This is a genomic window from Erysipelothrix sp. HDW6B, from assembly GCF_011301115.1.
GTDB classification, from domain to species: Bacteria; Bacillota_I; Bacilli_A; order Erysipelotrichales; family Erysipelotrichaceae; genus Erysipelothrix; species Erysipelothrix anatis.
In genome coordinates this window covers 1,353,202-1,370,564 of the sequence record NZ_CP049860.1, presented here as the reverse complement: position 1 = coordinate 1,370,564, position 17,363 = coordinate 1,353,202, and the positions used below count along the sequence as shown (strand labels likewise).

General features: G+C 36.5%; 16 protein-coding genes. 15 read left to right on the top strand and 1 reads right to left on the bottom strand.

Annotated elements, in window-relative coordinates; all coding sequences use genetic code 11:
- Nucleotides 1-142 precede the first annotated feature (142 nt).
- Nucleotides 143-541, top strand: a complete 399-nt coding sequence (locus tag G7061_RS06725; protein WP_166119979.1) for a hypothetical protein — start codon at nucleotides 143-145, stop codon at nucleotides 539-541.
- Nucleotides 542-919: 378 nt separating this feature from the next.
- Nucleotides 920-2,881 (top strand): MucBP domain-containing protein, encoded by a 1,962-nt coding sequence (locus tag G7061_RS06720; RefSeq protein WP_166119976.1) that lies wholly within the window; start codon nucleotides 920-922, stop codon nucleotides 2,879-2,881.
- A 172-nt stretch (nucleotides 2,882-3,053) separates the two neighbouring features.
- Here G7061_RS06720 and G7061_RS06715 read toward each other — a convergent pair whose 3' ends face one another.
- On the bottom strand, nucleotides 3,054-3,326 hold the full coding sequence (locus G7061_RS06715; protein WP_159640334.1) for a hypothetical protein: 273 nt from the start codon (nucleotides 3,324-3,326) through the stop codon (nucleotides 3,054-3,056).
- A 368-nt stretch (nucleotides 3,327-3,694) separates the two neighbouring features.
- Here G7061_RS06715 and G7061_RS10955 point away from each other — a divergent pair, with 368 nt between their 5' ends.
- The 13 genes from G7061_RS10955 (at nucleotide 3,695) to G7061_RS06650 (ending at nucleotide 17,355) form a co-directional block, all read left to right on the top strand.
- The gene (locus tag G7061_RS10955; RefSeq protein WP_166119972.1) at nucleotides 3,695-5,983 is read left to right on the top strand and encodes an InlB B-repeat-containing protein; all 2,289 of its coding nucleotides are present in this window, start codon (nucleotides 3,695-3,697) and stop codon (nucleotides 5,981-5,983) included.
- Between the two features lie 176 nt (nucleotides 5,984-6,159).
- Nucleotides 6,160-7,017 carry an AAA family ATPase gene (locus G7061_RS06705; RefSeq protein WP_166119969.1) on the top strand — a complete coding sequence of 286 codons (858 nt, stop codon included), beginning with the start codon at nucleotides 6,160-6,162 and terminating at the stop codon, nucleotides 7,015-7,017.
- Between the two features lie 221 nt (nucleotides 7,018-7,238).
- Nucleotides 7,239-7,823 carry a TetR/AcrR family transcriptional regulator gene (locus G7061_RS06700; RefSeq protein ID WP_166119964.1) on the top strand — a complete coding sequence of 195 codons (585 nt, stop codon included), beginning with the start codon at nucleotides 7,239-7,241 and terminating at the stop codon, nucleotides 7,821-7,823.
- A 45-nt stretch (nucleotides 7,824-7,868) separates the two neighbouring features.
- Nucleotides 7,869-8,873 carry a type I glyceraldehyde-3-phosphate dehydrogenase gene (gene gap / locus G7061_RS06695; RefSeq protein WP_159640346.1) on the top strand — a complete coding sequence of 335 codons (1,005 nt, stop codon included), beginning with the start codon at nucleotides 7,869-7,871 and terminating at the stop codon, nucleotides 8,871-8,873.
- A 532-nt stretch (nucleotides 8,874-9,405) separates the two neighbouring features.
- The gene (locus G7061_RS06690; RefSeq protein WP_166119961.1) at nucleotides 9,406-12,003 is read left to right on the top strand and encodes an InlB B-repeat-containing protein; all 2,598 of its coding nucleotides are present in this window, start codon (nucleotides 9,406-9,408) and stop codon (nucleotides 12,001-12,003) included.
- Nucleotides 12,004-12,163: 160 nt separating this feature from the next.
- Nucleotides 12,164-12,328, top strand: coding sequence for a hypothetical protein (locus tag G7061_RS06685; protein ID WP_159640352.1), 165 nt, complete (start codon nucleotides 12,164-12,166; stop codon nucleotides 12,326-12,328).
- Nucleotides 12,329-12,463: 135 nt separating this feature from the next.
- Nucleotides 12,464-12,778 (top strand): hypothetical protein, encoded by a 315-nt coding sequence (locus G7061_RS06680; RefSeq protein ID WP_166119957.1) that lies wholly within the window; start codon nucleotides 12,464-12,466, stop codon nucleotides 12,776-12,778.
- Nucleotides 12,779-12,816: 38 nt separating this feature from the next.
- The gene (locus tag G7061_RS06675) at nucleotides 12,817-13,323 is read left to right on the top strand and encodes a GNAT family N-acetyltransferase (protein ID WP_166119954.1); all 507 of its coding nucleotides are present in this window, start codon (nucleotides 12,817-12,819) and stop codon (nucleotides 13,321-13,323) included.
- An 88-nt stretch (nucleotides 13,324-13,411) separates the two neighbouring features.
- Complete coding sequence (locus G7061_RS06670; RefSeq protein ID WP_166119950.1) at nucleotides 13,412-13,870, top strand: hypothetical protein; 459 nt, start codon at nucleotides 13,412-13,414, stop codon at nucleotides 13,868-13,870.
- Nucleotides 13,871-14,043: 173 nt separating this feature from the next.
- Nucleotides 14,044-14,226, top strand: coding sequence for a helix-turn-helix transcriptional regulator (locus G7061_RS06665; RefSeq protein ID WP_268891294.1), 183 nt, complete (start codon nucleotides 14,044-14,046; stop codon nucleotides 14,224-14,226).
- Nucleotides 14,227-14,231: 5 nt separating this feature from the next.
- Nucleotides 14,232-14,663 (top strand): hypothetical protein, encoded by a 432-nt coding sequence (locus G7061_RS06660; RefSeq protein ID WP_166119947.1) that lies wholly within the window; start codon nucleotides 14,232-14,234, stop codon nucleotides 14,661-14,663.
- A 142-nt stretch (nucleotides 14,664-14,805) separates the two neighbouring features.
- A complete protein-coding gene (locus tag G7061_RS06655; RefSeq protein WP_159646935.1) occupies nucleotides 14,806-15,987 on the top strand; it encodes an NADP-dependent malic enzyme in 1,182 nt (393 codons plus the stop codon).
- Nucleotides 15,988-17,355, top strand: a complete 1,368-nt coding sequence (locus G7061_RS06650) for a lyase family protein (protein ID WP_166119944.1) — start codon at nucleotides 15,988-15,990, stop codon at nucleotides 17,353-17,355. It abuts the gene before it with no gap.
- Nucleotides 17,356-17,363: the final 8 nt, after the last annotated feature.

The window sequence follows — 17,363 nt, the reverse complement described above, 5'->3', positions numbered from 1 at the left end:
CGTTCATATTGGGTCTTTCTGGTAACGATTCGTCATCAAAACTAAATGCTAAATAGAAAGGAAAGTAGAGCATACCTCGTATGCTTAGTGACTTAAAGGTAAACCTATTATAGATACACTCTACTCATTAATTATTAACGATATGAAGCATAAAGTTCTCAATTTACATCGATATACAGACGAGCTATATGGCTATTCATCTGATTTACCAGAGTATCGCGTTATTATGCGGAAACTGTATGTTGATTATAGAGATAGTAATGGAAATATCGTGAAAAATGTATTACTTGAATGTCCAAAATCACCTCTTGAAAGAGACAGGTATAAAAGTCTGATTGAGTTAAGAATATATACGGGACTTCTATATTTACCACTGCACTTGGATGACTTAATGGTGGAGGAGTTTGGCAGGGATTTGTGTGTGATCATTGATGGTATGTATGATAACGAATATGATTTTGTTGCTTTCAGACTTGTCGTGGAGAAATCTATGATTGAAGAAATGTACGAGCAAATTGCCCATGTATTTGAAATAGTGTAGGTTCATACCGAGTAAAAGTGCCTACGTTAGGTTCAAAATAAAGGAAAATTCTCAATTCGGGGGTTTTCTTTTTTTCTGATTATCTGCACATTTTTTGAAAAGTACAGATGAAATATCTCGAATGATAAGATACGTGAAGTTAATGATACCTAGTACGATTCCTAAATAAATGTACAATTACATTCATTTCTTTTAGAACTAATCTGCGTTGACGCAAATGCTATGATACCCTTTTTATTCGTGCATATTTGATAATTTTGGGATTTCTTAGATTAATTACCAATGCTATGACTTATAAAAATATTTTAAAAATTCGCATAAATCACATTCTGGTGCTATTATATTAGTGTAGCGTCAAATCACTACGTGGGGGGAAATATGAAAAAAGGAAAAATCTGTTCGACTTTAGTCGCACTGACACTCTTACTTATGAGTGTTGCGCCAATGGTCGAACCAGTTTTAGCTCATCAAGTTACGATGGGTGGAGCAATACAAGGTGGCGAAACATACGGGGAATTCAATAGTATTCTCGTATATCCGAATTCTGAATCGTCAATTCTTACAAGAACCAATATGTTCAATATGAGACGATTCGATAATTGGGATACATCACATGCATGGTCAAAAAGCTATGCGCCCTTAGACGGAATTCAAAGTATTGCACCAGGTATGGAAGTAAGTCTTCTACTATTGGAAGAACCAAGTAAAATTGAAGATTTCTTGACGAAAGACTTAGAATTTGTGTTCAGCATTACAAATGATGGTGAAAACTATACTGTTGCTACACAAGATCTTCAATACAATGAAGGTACACAAACGTACATTTATCCTAATGAAGTTCAAGGATATAAATTAGAATTCATTAATCATTCATCAGAGACTCAAGCAATTGATTCTGTGGCGAATGTTCAACATACGATTAAATTAAATTATAACAATATGAGTCAAGACCAGCTTGCTGGGAAAGAACCGCTTGCTTATTGGGTTGATTCACAATTTGTCAATCAAGAACCAAAACCAACGACACAAAAAATTTATGTCATCCAGCCTAAAATCTCGGGTCAAGTTAAGTACCAAGAACTTGAAAATGAAACCGATGCACCTCAGTGGGATACAGCAGTTGTAAAAGAAAATGCTGTTGTTCAACTGATTGAAAATACACCGGCTGGTAATGCAGTAGTTGGCGAAACAAAGACCGATGCAAACGGACAGTATACATTCTCAAGTTTGAAAAATAACGCAGACTCCTACAAAATCTCAAACAGTGAAAATAGTCTCAGTGTTCGAGTCATGGAAGATAATGGTGAAACATGGATTCTGTCAGACAACATGTCTGATTTTGTAAAAGGAAATGGCGTTTCCATAGGCCGTATTACAGATATAAGTAGATATGATGAATCATTTGAAACTGCTTTTGCGAAAGTTCGATGGAACCCAGAGTTCAAGACCATAAATGAAGAAGGATCTCATGCGGTAGATATAAAGACAATCATAACTGAGACTAAAGAAGAGCCACAACCAACTGAATTAACTGTTAGATATGTGGATACATTCGGAAATACGATTGCTCCAAATAAAGCAGTTCAAGGTCTTGTCGGTGATGCTTACGATGTTTCAACAGCTGATTACAAGTTAAATATCGAAGGCTACTCATTCAAAGAAACTGAAGGTCTATTGATGGGGTCATTGACTGATGAAGAGCAAATAGTTACTTATATCTATACTAAGAATCCGGTTAGTCCATCAGTATTAACTGTAAATTACATTGATAAACTTGGAAATACAATTGCGCCAAGTAAAGTGATTCAAGGACATGTTGGTGATGTCTATGATGTCTCAACAGCTGAGTTCAAACTAGAAATTAAAGGTTTCACTTTTGATAAAATTGAAGGGGTGTTAAGTGGAACACTTGTTGAAGCAAAACATACTGTTACATTTATATATGATAAGATACCCGCAAACACATCAGAGTTAACTGTAAATTATGTCGATACTTTTGGAAATACGATAGCGCCAAGTAAGGTTGTTCACGGTTTAGTTGGGGATGCATACGATGTATCAACACCAACTTTCAAACTTGAATTAAAGGGTTATACGTTTAAAAATGTTGAAGGACTCGTTGTTGGAAAATTAACACAAGAGTCACAAGTCGTTACCTATATCTACGAACAAGATACAGTTACACCTGTGAAACCGGTCGAACCAGAAAAACCTGTAGAGCCTACATTACCCGCAACCGGAATGAACAATTCATTCATGGTATTAGGTAGTTTAATACTTACACTCGGTCTACTATTGATTGTCAAAGAAGAGACGAACAAATCAACGCGTCAACAATAAAACTTTACGAAAAATGATATCGGAACGAATTATGCAAATAGCATATCTGATTCATTCGAACTAAAAAGTAGTTGCACTAGCATTAAACTATAATAAAAAGCATCTCTTATGGATACTGAATGCCAATTGGCAAAGTATGAACACGAGATGCTTTTTTTTGTGCTAAGTGTTTTTACTTACGTCGTTTCAATGCAATAGTTCCAAATCCCGATATAATTGCTATATAAAATCCAAGGTTATACGTGAACCCCGTATTGTATACTTGGTAAATACTTAACTCGGGATTAAAAAAAGATAAAATTAAAGAAAATGGTGCGATCCAACCATGCCATAGTCCGCTAAAAAAACCAGCAGGATTTACTTCAGTTGCCACGTTATTGGGTACGCATCCTGTGAGTAAAATAAGACTAAAAAGGACTAGTAAGCCAATTCGAATTTTTTTCATAAATGAACTCCTTTCTTTAATAATAGCATAGATAATAGAGGTCTGTTGTTTATTCCTCGTCGTCAGTATTGTGATTCGTTCAATTTTTAAATTCAACGATGTGACAGAACTAATTAATGCCGTGAATCTTAGTGATTACCCAGTGTGTTCTGCATTCATTAAATAATGAGCGTAAAATATCAATGAACAAAGCCACGACACCATGCAGTACTTTAATTTCGAACGATAATTTTTAAAATTTCAAATGAATTGAACCACTGTGGTAACTTAAAGGAAGATATTGTCCTCGTTAACAATTTTTCATGATATATGTCGAAAGTTATGATATGGTTAGTATTATAGAAAGAAATCAAAATGGGGGTTTTGATATGAAAAAATCATTTAAGATTTTGAATAGTTTTCTTGTATTAGTTCTATTGTTCGGTCTGTTATCCATTCATACAGTTGCGGCACAAGAAAGTTTAACACAACAAGAAATATTTGAAGCAATTGTAAAAAAGGCCAATGGCTTCGATCCGAATGAAGATATGGTTCTGGAACAAGAACATTATGATGCTGCAGAACGAGTCTCAACAATGCTGGAGTATCCAATGAATGGCTGGAATAATCCATTTGAGTTGGTATACTTGAACGACTTCAGTTATCTTGAAAAACTTACGAATATGAAGGAATTAAGCATTCATGTTCCAACAGAAATTGATGCATTTGAGTATGATGTCAATTATTTAAATACACTCCCTTACGAACGTTTAACATTAGGTACACGTATCGGCTACAGTATAAATGATTCAGAAATAGTCAACATTCAGAAGAATCAAGTAAAATTACTCGAAATGCTTGATCGTCCTGACAAAGTTGAAGTTAGGGTTGCGAAATTTGGTGTCCTTGATAATGACTTTTTACTTGGTGTCGATTTGAAACCAAGCATTGCACTGCTCACTACAATTGACGAAGAAGCGAATATGCGAGATTTAGCACTCGATTTTGCATTTAGTCATGAAGCGAATGGCGTTCGCTATTATAAGACACATGTTGCGAACCCTTTCGCTACAACACTGACACTCGACGAATCAGCACATGTTATTGCTGATCCAACGCGCACAAATTCTGAATGGGACATACTGATTTTTGACCAAGACAGTCTGCGTCCTATATTTTATGATGTTAGTGGAAATGTTGTCGCAGGTCAAGACGAGTATTGGTCTTATCTAGGGAAAGCTGTAGATTCCATGGACGTATTCTTCACCGAGGATGAACTCAATGAAATCATTTCCAGATTTGTCGATTATTTATCCTATTTAGGAAGTCAAATCACAAATAATTATGAATTTTTATATGAAACTGAAGCTTTACTTGTTGGCGAAACTGACCCTGCTGTCATCGAAGATTTGAATGAAACAATTGCATTTGCTAAAGAATTAATTGCAGAACTAGAACAAGAACTACTTCAATTGAAGACAGATGGTACGTCTAGTGAAACAAAAGTTGTTGACTTTGCGATTATGCAAAAAGGTGTTGATGCTACCCAAGAACATTTCTTTGAAACCAGTCAAAGATTCTTTGGTAACTTGAGAATCACGGACGATGTTTATCAGACACATACCGTCACATTTGACTCAAATGGTGGCACTCGTATCCCACAATTACGTGAAATTAAAACAAATAGTAAAATTGCCGAACCAGTAACGCCAACGAAAGGTTCGATAGCATTTGAAGGTTGGTTCAAAGAGGCATCTTTAACTACCCCATGGGATTTTGATACCGATGTGGTAACTGAGGATATCACTTTGTATGCAAAATGGGACGAGATTATTCACGATGTACACTTTGATTCTAAAGGTGGTACCGCAATTGATTCACAACGTATAGTCGACCAAGAACTTGTCGTAAAACCATCAGATCCAACATATCTTGGACATACCTTTGAGGGATGGTATCTGGATCAATCCTATACAACACAATATGATTTCACATCACCAGTGTCCAATGGCTTAACACTTTACGCGAAATGGAATAAAATTCCTGTAAATTACACGGTCACCTTTGATAGCAAGGGCGGAAGCTTGGTGGACGCCCAGTCAGTATTGGCGGGTACAACTGCATCCGTTCCGAATAATCCTACACAAAGTGGATACACGTTTGGTGGGTGGTATAGTGATGAAGCGTATGCTTTAAGCTATGATTTTACGACGCCTGTTAATGATAATTTAACACTATTTGCCAAATGGGATAAGGCTTCTGTATCCCACATTGTTTCTTTCGAAAGCAATGGCGGTAGCTCTGTAGATAATCAAACTGTACTAGAAAATACTAAGGCAGTTGAGCCATTGACACCGACTCGTGATGGATTCACATTTAAAGGGTGGTATCGAGATACAACTTTCGAAAATATGTACAATTTTGATCAACTCGTAACTGAAGATTTAACACTGTATGCAAAATGGAGTCTAGACGCGATTAATCCAATTGACCCTGTAGATCCAATTGATCCAGTAAAACCAATTGATCCAGTACAGCCAACAGATCCCGTACAACCTGAGCCAACGCTACCTGAAACTGGAGTAGGTAATATGCTGAATAATTTTGGTATGTTCCTCATAGGATTTGGGATTTTAAGTGCTTTTGTAAGTTATTATAATAAACGAAAAACTGTTTAATGGTTTCAAAACATAAAGAGCTCCGCAATTGATCACGTGCAGAGCTCTTTTTCTTTGCTGAAAGTTAGCAGAAATTCTAAATACCATGAAACTTTAGGACAAGCTTACGAGTTAAAGTAAGCATCATGATATACTATAGTTAATCTAATATATGTAATTAAGAAAGAGGTGATTGTATGGTCTTTTTGAAGTCATTTCAGCTTTTGAATGCTATTGGTGAACACAAAGTATATGAATCAGAAACTAAGAATATTTATGCAACTCGGTACCCATTAGGAATTTTTCCTCTAAAACAACTCGAGACGTTGTCTTTTGCACCAATCACAATTTTCTATGGGAATAACGGCTCAGGAAAAAGTACGGTTTTGAACATTATTGCCCAAAAGTGTCATGCAAAACGAATTACACCTTTAAATAAAGGTATATTCTTTGATAATTACATTGAGAGATGTCAATTTGAACTTCATGATGAAGGCCTTCAAGAGATAAAAGTAATCACAAGTGACGATATTTTCGATTATCTTCTGAACATTAGGGCCATCAATACAGGCGTAGATCGTCAAAAGGAACTTCTGATTCAACAATATCTTGACGCAAAATACGACACTCGAAATATAAATCAGCTTGATACATATGACAGTTTAAAAGAAAAAGTTGATGCACGCAGTAAAACAATGTCACGTTATGTCCGAGAGAAACTTATGACAAATACGATTCAAGAACAATCTAATGGTGAGTCAGCCCTAATGTTTTGGGAAAAAGAGATAACTGAGAACGCAGTCTATATTTTAGATGAACCCGAAAATAGTTTATCCGCGAGTAATCAGAAGAAACTCTGTAAGTTTATTGAGGAATCAGCACGCTTTTACAACTGTCAGTTTATCTTATCGACGCATTCCCCATTCTTATTAAGTTTGAAGGGTGCCATGATTTATGATTTGGATGATGTACCGGTACGCGTGAAAAGATGGACCGAATTAGAGAATATTCAGGAATACTATCAGTTGTTTAAGGATCATGACTCTGATTTTTAAATACGCTCAAATTTTTAAAATACCAGACTCGAAATATATGATCCGTCTGGAGTCAGATTTATATTTGGAAGGAAGCTTCGAAGCTTCCTTTTTTATTGCAACAAATTAGATGCTACTAATGCATACATTACGGTTATAAAATTTATATAGTGTCTTATTTGACAGAAGGCTTGATTCATATTATATTATAAAAGAACGTTCATTCCAGAACAGAGGTGATTATGGCGAGACCAAAAGAATTCTCACGCAGTGAGGCTATAGAGAAGGCAATGTTAGCTTTTTGGCAGTATGGCTATTCTCAAACTAGTATGCAAATTTTGACAGATGCAATGTCAATGAGTCGCTCCAGTATATATAGTGAATTTGAAAGTAAGGAGGCATTGTTTACTTTAGCGATTGACCGGTATGCTGAGAAAAAAATGACAAAACGTAATACTGATCTTGAACACTTAAAGGGATCGGGGCGCGATCGAATTCAAGCGGTCTTTGATATATTGATTGACGATTTACATAATCAATCATTGCCTGATGGATGTATGCTTACAGATACTTTGAGTGAAATTCCTGAAATCGATAAAAGTATTGCTGATTTTATATCACAAAATTTCAGTGAGATTCAAGGCATGTACCAAGATCTAATCAGACTTGGTAAGACGGATGGGAGCATTCAATCAACCATTCCGGATGAACAGTTGGCACGAATGGTGTTTAATCTTCATGAAAGTACAATCATTCTGAGTACAATAGACTTTGATGGTTCGTCTCAAAAACAAGTAATCCGAGATTTTCTGCAACTCATTGCATAATACATCTGAAAAAACAGGGGATAGAGTCCCATCGAGGAGATAATAATGACTAAAAGAATCGCAATTAATGGTTTTGGCCGCATAGGTCGTATAACATTGCGTCGTATATTAAGCGATGCACCAGATATGGAAGTTGTTGCAATTAATGATTTAACAGAACCAAAAGTACTCGCGCATTTATTCCGTTTTGACACTGCGTTTGGACAATTTGACGGCACAGTCGAAGCTACTGAGAATGGTATTATCGTTAATGATAAATTCATCAAAGTTTATTCCGAACGTGACGCACATAACCTTCCATGGGGTGAAGAAAACATAGATGTTGTTATAGAATCAACTGGATTTTATACATCGGAAGCTAAATCGCAAGCACACATTGATGCTGGTGCCAAGAAGGTTATTATTTCAGGTCCAGCAGGACCGATTAAAACGATTGTCTTTAATGTGAATGATGAAATTTTAAATGCAGATGATCGCATTATCTCGGTAGCATCATGCACCACAAACGGCCTCGCGCCAATGGCTAAAGCATTGAATGATGCCTTTGGTCTAGAAGTCGGAACGATGACGACAGTCCATGCATATACGGGAAATCAAGCAATGGTTGATGGACCTAAAGGTGATAATCTTCGTGGAGCTCGTGCTGCTGCGGCAAATATCGTTCCGTACACCACGGGTGCTGCGAAGGCGATTGGATTAGTGCTTCCAGAACTAAATGGAAAACTTCAAGGTCATTCACATCGTGTACCAGTAATCGACGGTTCAGTTGTCGAATTAGTAAGTATCTTAAGCACAAAAGTAACTGATGAAATGGTGAACAACGTTATGGTTAAAGCAACTGATAATAATCCATCTTTTGGTTATACTGACCTCGAAATTGTGTCGAGCGATATCATTGGAACACCATTCGGATCAATCTTTGATGCAACACAAACTGAAGTTACAACTGTTGGAGACTACCAGTTAGTCAAAACAGTTGCGTGGTACGATAATGAATTTGGATTTGTAACACAACTCGTGCGCACATTGCTTAAATTTGCAGCATTATAATTTAAAATTCGAATCGTATTAGGACCATCACAATTGAACTCTTGGAGTCGGGTATGTAAGCGACATACCGATATCCAAGAGTTTTTTACGTTCATAAACTTGAAAAGACCGCTCGACAATACGAATTCATTTAAAAAGCTTATTGAATAACTTATCATTGCAAGAAATGACTAAAAATTTGTGTCATTTAAGCATGAAGCATTTGTTAATATTCTAATTCTAATAAACCTGACATTAGGACAAAATATCATAATAAAGTGCAAAAATGAGAACGCATTTTTGCACGCTTTGAGTGGTATTCTTAAAGTAGGTTAAATCGAAGCGAAAAACACTAAGAAAGAAGGACCATCATTTTAAAATACATGTGTCGAATATTTAATTTGATTGATGTGCGATGTATTTTAGAGATGCCCCAACTTCTTCGTAGTACAACTCGATTAACGCTGTAGATACAGAAAAAGTACTGATGACACGCTATCCCGTAACGTATCATTCATTTTCGAGTTTCTGTATAAATAGAGGGGGAAATACAATGAATAAAAAGATTAAAGGAAGCTTAATCGGCTTACTAACAGTAGTCATTGTCGGTTCTACAGTGCCAACATCAATCTTTGCTTTGGAAAATACCAACGAAGATTCGTTGAATACTGTTGAAACTCGTGTCGATTCTAATGTAGATGCACTAGAAGAAACTACAAAAGTGGACACAAAAGACGCATCCGAAAAAGATGCTATCAAAGAAACTGAATTAGCAGAGCCAGTGATTGAAAAAACTATGGAAACCGAACTGAATGAAGACAAGACATTAGATTTAGATAACTCAGTTCGCGTCAATGCCCAACCAGCAGCTGCGGCACTTGATGAGAATGAAATTGTTAATTTTCCAGATCCAGTCGTTTATAATCGCTTATTGTTACATTTTGCAAAACCTGCAGGATATCAATTTACAAAGAAAGATTTAAAGCAAGTTCGATACATTGATTTTCAAGGTAGCTCCACTGAATTTGATCATGTGACAACACTTTCTGGTTTAGAATATGCAACAAATCTAGAAAATTTAGGATTCACATATGTGACGATGTCAGAATCACTTTTACAAGAAATTGGTACACTTTCGTCATTAAAATCTTTAAACTTTAATTCAGTATTTTTCAAAGGTACAGATGCATCATACAATTATGGTGGAAACACTCCTGTATCAATTCAAAATGATGTAGATTTTTCACCGCTAGGAAAACTCTCGAATCTTGAAACTCTTTTTGTTAACTCTGTTAATTCAGAAATGACAGCAAATTACCAAATTAAAGCGCGCGGACGTTTCAATTTTGAAGGTTTAAAAAATCTCACAAACTTGAAAAAATTAGATATTGCCGTCGTTGGTGACATGCATGATAATAGTGCTGCATGGTTATCTGGATTAGTTAATCTTGAAACATTATCCTTTACCGGATCGTCACTGAATAGCGTTGAAGGCATTAAGGATTTACCTAAACTTACAAACGTGAACTTAACAGGTAATAAGATTACAGATTTCACGGCTGTAGGGGGAAAACCTTATCTAAGAGCTACACAAACAAGAACTGCAGTCGCAGAAACCGTATATTTGGAAACAATTGATGGAAAAGACAACGTGGTCACTCTGGATCATATTGCTAAAGGTGCAAACATTGTAAAAAATGATGTACTAACATACTCCGGTTTTACGAATTTCTTACCTATTAGTAAAGAAGACACAACGTCAGGTTCGAAAATGCTCTTGCAGATGACATCGTCTTTAAATATCTCACGTTATAACTACGTTACTGGTGAGAATGATATCAAAACTCGTGGAATTCTTATTGGTCAAACATTAACAGATCAAAATGGAATTAAACTCACTATTCAAACGATTGTTCCTATCGGAATCCAAGTAACATACGATGAAAATTATGATCAAGGAGCAGTAACAACAGTTGGTTATGATCCTTATACACCAATCGAAAACCGTACACCAGTACGCGCTGGCTATACATTTGAAGGCTGGTTCGTTGATCAAGATACACAAACACCATTTGATTTTGACGCTACAATTCTCGAAAATGTAACACTGTATGCAAAATGGGAAAAAGAACCGATTAAATTATACGATGTAACATTTGATAGTAACGGTGGTTCAACAGTTACTTCTCAAACGGGTCTTGTTGCTGGATCAAGTATTACTAAACCAGCAAATCCAACAAAAGATGGATTTACATTTGAAGGCTGGTATGCTGATGAAACACTCACAACACTGTGGAATTTTGAAGCAGATACTATAACAGGTCATACAACACTTTATGCTAAATGGAATGCAATTCCAGTCGCAACATACACTGTAACATTTGAAACAAATGGCGGTACGAAAGTATCACTACAACTTAACCTATTAAGTGGTGCTAAAGTAATTGCTCCTAAAATTCCATCAAAATTAGGAAACATCTTTGGTGGATGGTATAAAGATGCAACGCTTCAAACACCTTGGAATTTTGATGTCGATACAATTTCAGAATCCATTACATTATATGCAAAATGGAACTTAGCACCCGTTGCTAAATTTGAAGTAACTTTTGATAGTAACGGTGGTTCAGCAGTTGCTACACAAAGTGGACTAACGGCTGGTTCGAAGGTTGTCATGCCGGAAAACCCAACAAAACAAGGATTTGTTTTTGATGGCTGGTTTATGGATACATTATTTGTGACTCCTTGGAATTTCGCCCAAGACACAATCAGTGCATCAATGACATTATATGCAAAATGGCGTGTCGCTCCGGTTACGACATTCGAAGTAACATTTGATAGTAATGGTGGATCAGCAGTTGCTTCACAACGTGATTTAGCAGCAGGGTCAAAAGTTACAAAACCTGCGGATCCTACAAAAAAAGGATTCAAATTCGCTGGTTGGTATCGTGATGAAAGTCTCACAACAGCATGGGATTTTAATTCAAATACTGTAAATGAGTCCCTAACACTCTATGCAAAATGGGATAAAGATAGTAAAGAAGTACTTCCAGAAACAGGAATGTATACACAATCTATGATTGGTCTTGCCCTTGTAATTGTTGCAATTGGCGGAATGATGATTGTCTATAGCAAGAAAAAAGAAACTGAGTAAGATTTCATTTATTGAGTCGAATCAATTCTCAAAAACCCAGACTGTAATAATCGACAGTTTGGGTTTTTATATGCTTTTGATGTATGTTGGTCATTAGAATACTTAATGGTACAATTAACTCAAAAGAATGATTGATTCATTTTCATGAAGGAGATTAACAATGATTGGGAAAAACGCACACAAAGCATTGTTATTAGGCATCGGATTTGAACTTTTTGCAATTTATCTTGGACAGATCAATACTGGAGCAGCATCCTGGATTGGATTTTTCTTTGCAATAGCAGGCTTGTTATGCTTTTATATAGGTGTATTTTCACCTGATTAACTTCACTTATGATTCAAAGAATAGATACATCTATAAAATTGGGTATCGAGTAGTAGACATGCACTGATTACTCAAGTATGCTTTTGATAGAGTATACAGCTGTTAAAAATCGTAAGTGTAAACGAGGAGGATGAAATGAAACGACGTTATAAAGCACTTTTAATAGTTTTAACTTGTCTTGGTGTAATTGCAACAATGGGAATAATTGATTATAAACGCATCGGATATGATAAGGATACAGATAATGGGTTTTCCGAACCTATTTTTGCGATTCGAGTAGGAGATGCAGGTGGTGGATTCACGGATGAGTATCGAGGCCTACTCTATTGGATCCGTGTTGGTACTGATGGTAAGGAAGAACCACTTGAAGGCTTTGTATACAAGTGTATTGATTTTTTTCCGGTATCGTTGATACCTACGATGCATGAGAATTTTTGCAGTAAAGGATAATTTTACCGACGTGACAATAAGATGGGAGAGGGATATGTATGTTTCGATTAGCAACTAATGACGATGTTCCACATTTACAACCGCTATTAAGCAAAGCGTGGAAAGTAACCTATGCGGAGTTGTATCCAGAAGAATACATCAATCGCGTCATTTCTGAATTCTATAATTATGATAGGTTGATGCACGAAACAAGCACCAATTCGAAGGAATGGTCCGGTTATTATGTAATTGAAGTTGATAAAGAGATAATTGGTTGCATTGGTGGTGGTGTGGTGGACGACCAGACTGGAGAAATCTATGTACTCTATATTGATCCAGATCAGAAACGTAAGGGCTATGGAAGCGAACTTGTTCACGAATTTACGCGTAAACAAATAGAAAACTATAACATCAAAATACAAAATGTCGCAGTTACAGAAGGAAACGAAATGGGAATTCCGTTTTATGAGAAGATTGGATTTAAAGCTAAAACCATCAAGGAACTGTATTTTAATGATGGAAGCGTTCAATCAAAATCAATCGTAATGCAAAGACCTGTGTCATAGAAGTAGAATGTTTCGATTGTGATTTTCAAATCAACATGATTTCTCTAGAGTAATCAATTATAATAGAGGTAGAAAATGGGTGGGGACAATGAAAAAAATAGTAAGTACTTTATTCTGTATCTTCGTAATTACAGGATGTACACAGCAATCCAATCAAGTAATAACAACGTGTACGGACACGAGTAATCCAGAATTTACGCAAGAACTGGTGTATATTACAGATAAAACTGGAAGCATGGAAGGATATAAAGCAGCCATAGGCATGAAGTTTGAATCGAAAAAAGATCTTGATGCTGCCGTAGATAGGGCAAAAGAAAGTGAAGGGAAATATAATCAATATTCATGGATTGATTTCTCATACACAGCTGAGAACAATATACTAACAACCAAAATTGTGTATGATTTCAAATCAGTAACACCACAGGAAGTTAAAGATGCTGGATTTACTGGCTTTATTGATGGTGATAAATTTTCAAATATTATTAATGATAAGGAAATAGAAAATATTAAATTGCGTGGAGCTGGATTTGTTTGTGTTGAAAAGTAATGACAGCATTTAATCAAAGAGAAATCGAGAGCGAGTTATCTCGATTTTTTTTCGGGAATTGAAAAGTAGCTAATGATTAGCATTATATAATGTCAAATATACTTGACACAGTTACATGTGCATATGTATAATATATTTGACATATGGGAGGTCATGATATCAAAAACTCAAAAATGAAAGCGTTAAGAAAAGCTAAAAACTTATCTCAGATTGATGTTGCGAATGCGGTGGGTGTATCACGTCAAACGATTATCAGTGTCGAAAATGGCAACTATAATCCAACGCTTGATCTTTGTATTCGTATTTGCAAACTGTTGGACGTGACCTTAAATGATTTATTTTGGGAAGAGGGGTAATTGAAGTGTTTTCAGAAAAAATGGATGAGCGAATGATCATGATTCGTGGAAAAGGATTGTTGTATGGTTTTTTTGTAATGATTGGACTCATAGTTCTTAAAAATTTGGCTGTTGATCTATTCGGGCTATCCCTTGAATCAGCAACACGAACAGATTTTGTTATTATCTATATAGCTTTATTTACAGTTGTTGGTTATATGTTGTTGCACGATGGTGTTGCAGATACTTACATCGAGCGCGTTCGCTATATATTTCTTGCTCTTAGCCTGCTGTTCATTAGCATGATATTGATAGTGATTGTTCAAGGAGAAACAATTGGATTTATGCCACTCTTTACGAATTCAATGAGTTTGATTGTTCAGGCAATTGTAACGGTCGTATTTACTATTCTTGTCTTTAGAAAGTATGCTTCACTAAGAAATATTGAAGATATTTAAGAGTTATTAACGATGCTTTAATCAAGCGTCGTTTTTCTATAATGCGCGTATAAATATTTTCCTAAGTCAATATGCATATCCTTAGTGTGCGAACGAATCTTAAAATGATAAAATAGAAATAACAAGGAAAGAGAGAGCAAATATGGATAATTTGATCGAAGCGTCATTAGCGTTGCATAGCAAACTTAAAGGAAAAATTAGTGTTGAGAATAAGATGGACGTTACATCTCTTGATGATTTAAGTCTCTTATATTCCCCAGGGGTGGCTCAACCGTGTCTAAAAATTAAAGAGCATAAAGAAGCAGTCTATGATTATACATGGAAAGGCAATACGGTTGCGGTTGTCAGTAATGGAAGTGCAGTTTTAGGTCTTGGTGATATCGGTCCCGAAGCGGGATTACCCGTTATGGAAGGAAAAGCGATGTTATTCAAAGCGTTCTCAGGTTTAAACGCTGTTCCACTCGTAATTGATGTCAATAACCCCGATGAAATCATTGCTTTCTGTAAAATGATTGCTCCAACTTTTGGAGGTATTAACTTAGAGGATATCAAAGCACCAGAGTGTGTTTATATCGAACAAACTTTGAAAAATGAACTTGATATTCCTGTATTTCATGATGATCAACATGGCACAGCAATTGTAGTGATTGCAGGTTTAATCAATGCATGTCGACTCGTTCAAAAAGATCTTAAAGATGCGAAAGTTGTAGTTGCAGGAACGGGTGCTGCAGGAAGTTCAATCATTCGGATGCTTCATGTCTATGGTGTAACCAATATTTACGCCATCAACAATCTTGGTGTTGTCGATAAGACAAAACGCGAGTCCTATGATTTTGTCGTTCAAGAATTGTGTGACTATCTTGCTGATGTTCAAGACGAAGCTACATTATCAGATGTGATACAGGATGCAGATATCTTTATTGGCGTATCACTTGCAAATTTACTTTCGAAAGAAAATGTTGCACAGATGAACTCTGATGCAATTGTCTTTGCGCTTGCAAATCCTAATCCCGAAATTTCATATCCAGATGCAAAAGCAGCGGGAGCTCGCATCGTCGGAACGGGACGTTCAGATTACCCAAACCAAATCAATAATGTGCTTGCATTCCCTGGTATTTTCAAAGGGGCTTTGGATGTTCGGGCACGGCAAATTAGCGAAGCAATGAAGATTGCAGCTGCCGAAGGCATTGCTTCCTTGGTTGAAGATCATGAACTAACAGAAGAGTATATTATACCAACAGTTTTGGATCCGCGTGTTGTAGGCGTTGTCGCACAAGCTGTTGCTGATAAGGCCGTTGAAACAGGATTGGCTAAGGAGGACTAAATGTCAACAATCAATGATATTTATGGGAGTGTTGAAATTCCAAGTGATGTGTATTGGGGTGCTAATACACAACGGAGTCTTGTGAATTTTCCGATTGGTGAAGAAACAATGCCGCAACCTCTTATTGAAGCACTTATTGTGGTAAAAAAGGCGTGTGCAGCGGTCAATAAATCACATCACAAACTTGATGTTGAAATTGCTGATGCGATAATAATGGCTTGTGATACGCTTCTCGATGGGGATTACAATAACCAATTTCCACTCTCCGTTTGGCAGACCGGAAGTGGTACACAAACGAATATGAACGTAAATGAAGTGATTGCGAATCTAGCCAATGAGCGTTTAGGAGAAACTAAAGTTCATCCCAATGATCATGTTAACTATGGTCAAAGCTCCAACGATGTGTTTCCAACAGCGATGCATGTGAGTGCTGTCTTGGCGATTAAAAATTACTTGGAACCGAGTTTAAACAGAATCATCGATACTTTTACAGCTTTAGGGAATACCTACGGTACAATCATTAAAACAGGAAGAACACACCTTCAAGATGCAACTCCGATTTCGTTTGGTCAAGAGTTAAGTGGTTGGCAATACATGTTCATCGAGGGAAGACGTCAAACAGATGATGCATTAAAATACTTACGAACGTTGCCTATTGGTGCAACAGCTGTAGGAACGGGTCTAAATGCTTATGAAGGTTTTGATATCGCAGTCTGTGACATGTTGAATCGTTATCTAGACGAATCATTCAAAGCAACAGAGAACAAATTCCACGGAATAAGTTCAAAAGATAGTTTTGTCTTCAGTCACGGGGTCCTAAATACAATTGCAAGTAATGCAATGAAAATGGCCAATGATATCCGTTTCCTTGCGAGTGGTCCTCGTTGTGGATTGGGGGAGATTAACTTACCCGCTAACGAAGCCGGCAGTTCAATTATGCCTGGAAAAGTGAACCCAACCCAAAGTGAAGCATTGATCATGGCAACAATTCAGGTTATGAGTAATCAACATGCCGTGACCATGGGTTCGGCGATGGGCAATTTTGAATTGAATGCGTGCATGCCATTGATAATCTATAATACACTACAGTCGACACGTCTACTTGCGGATGCACTTCAATCGTTTAATGATCGTTGTTTGTCCGGAATTACTGTAAATGAGAATAAAATGAATACAAATCTTGAGACATCACTGATGACTGCCACATTCTTGAATCGTAAATTTGGCTATGATGAAACAGCTACTATCGTGAAAGAAGCACATCAAAAGAGTTTGAGTATTCGGGATGTCGTGATAGCACGTGGATTGATGAGTAAAGAAGCGTTTGATGAATTTTTTGACTATGAGAAGATGATAAAGCCAGATTAGATGTAAGG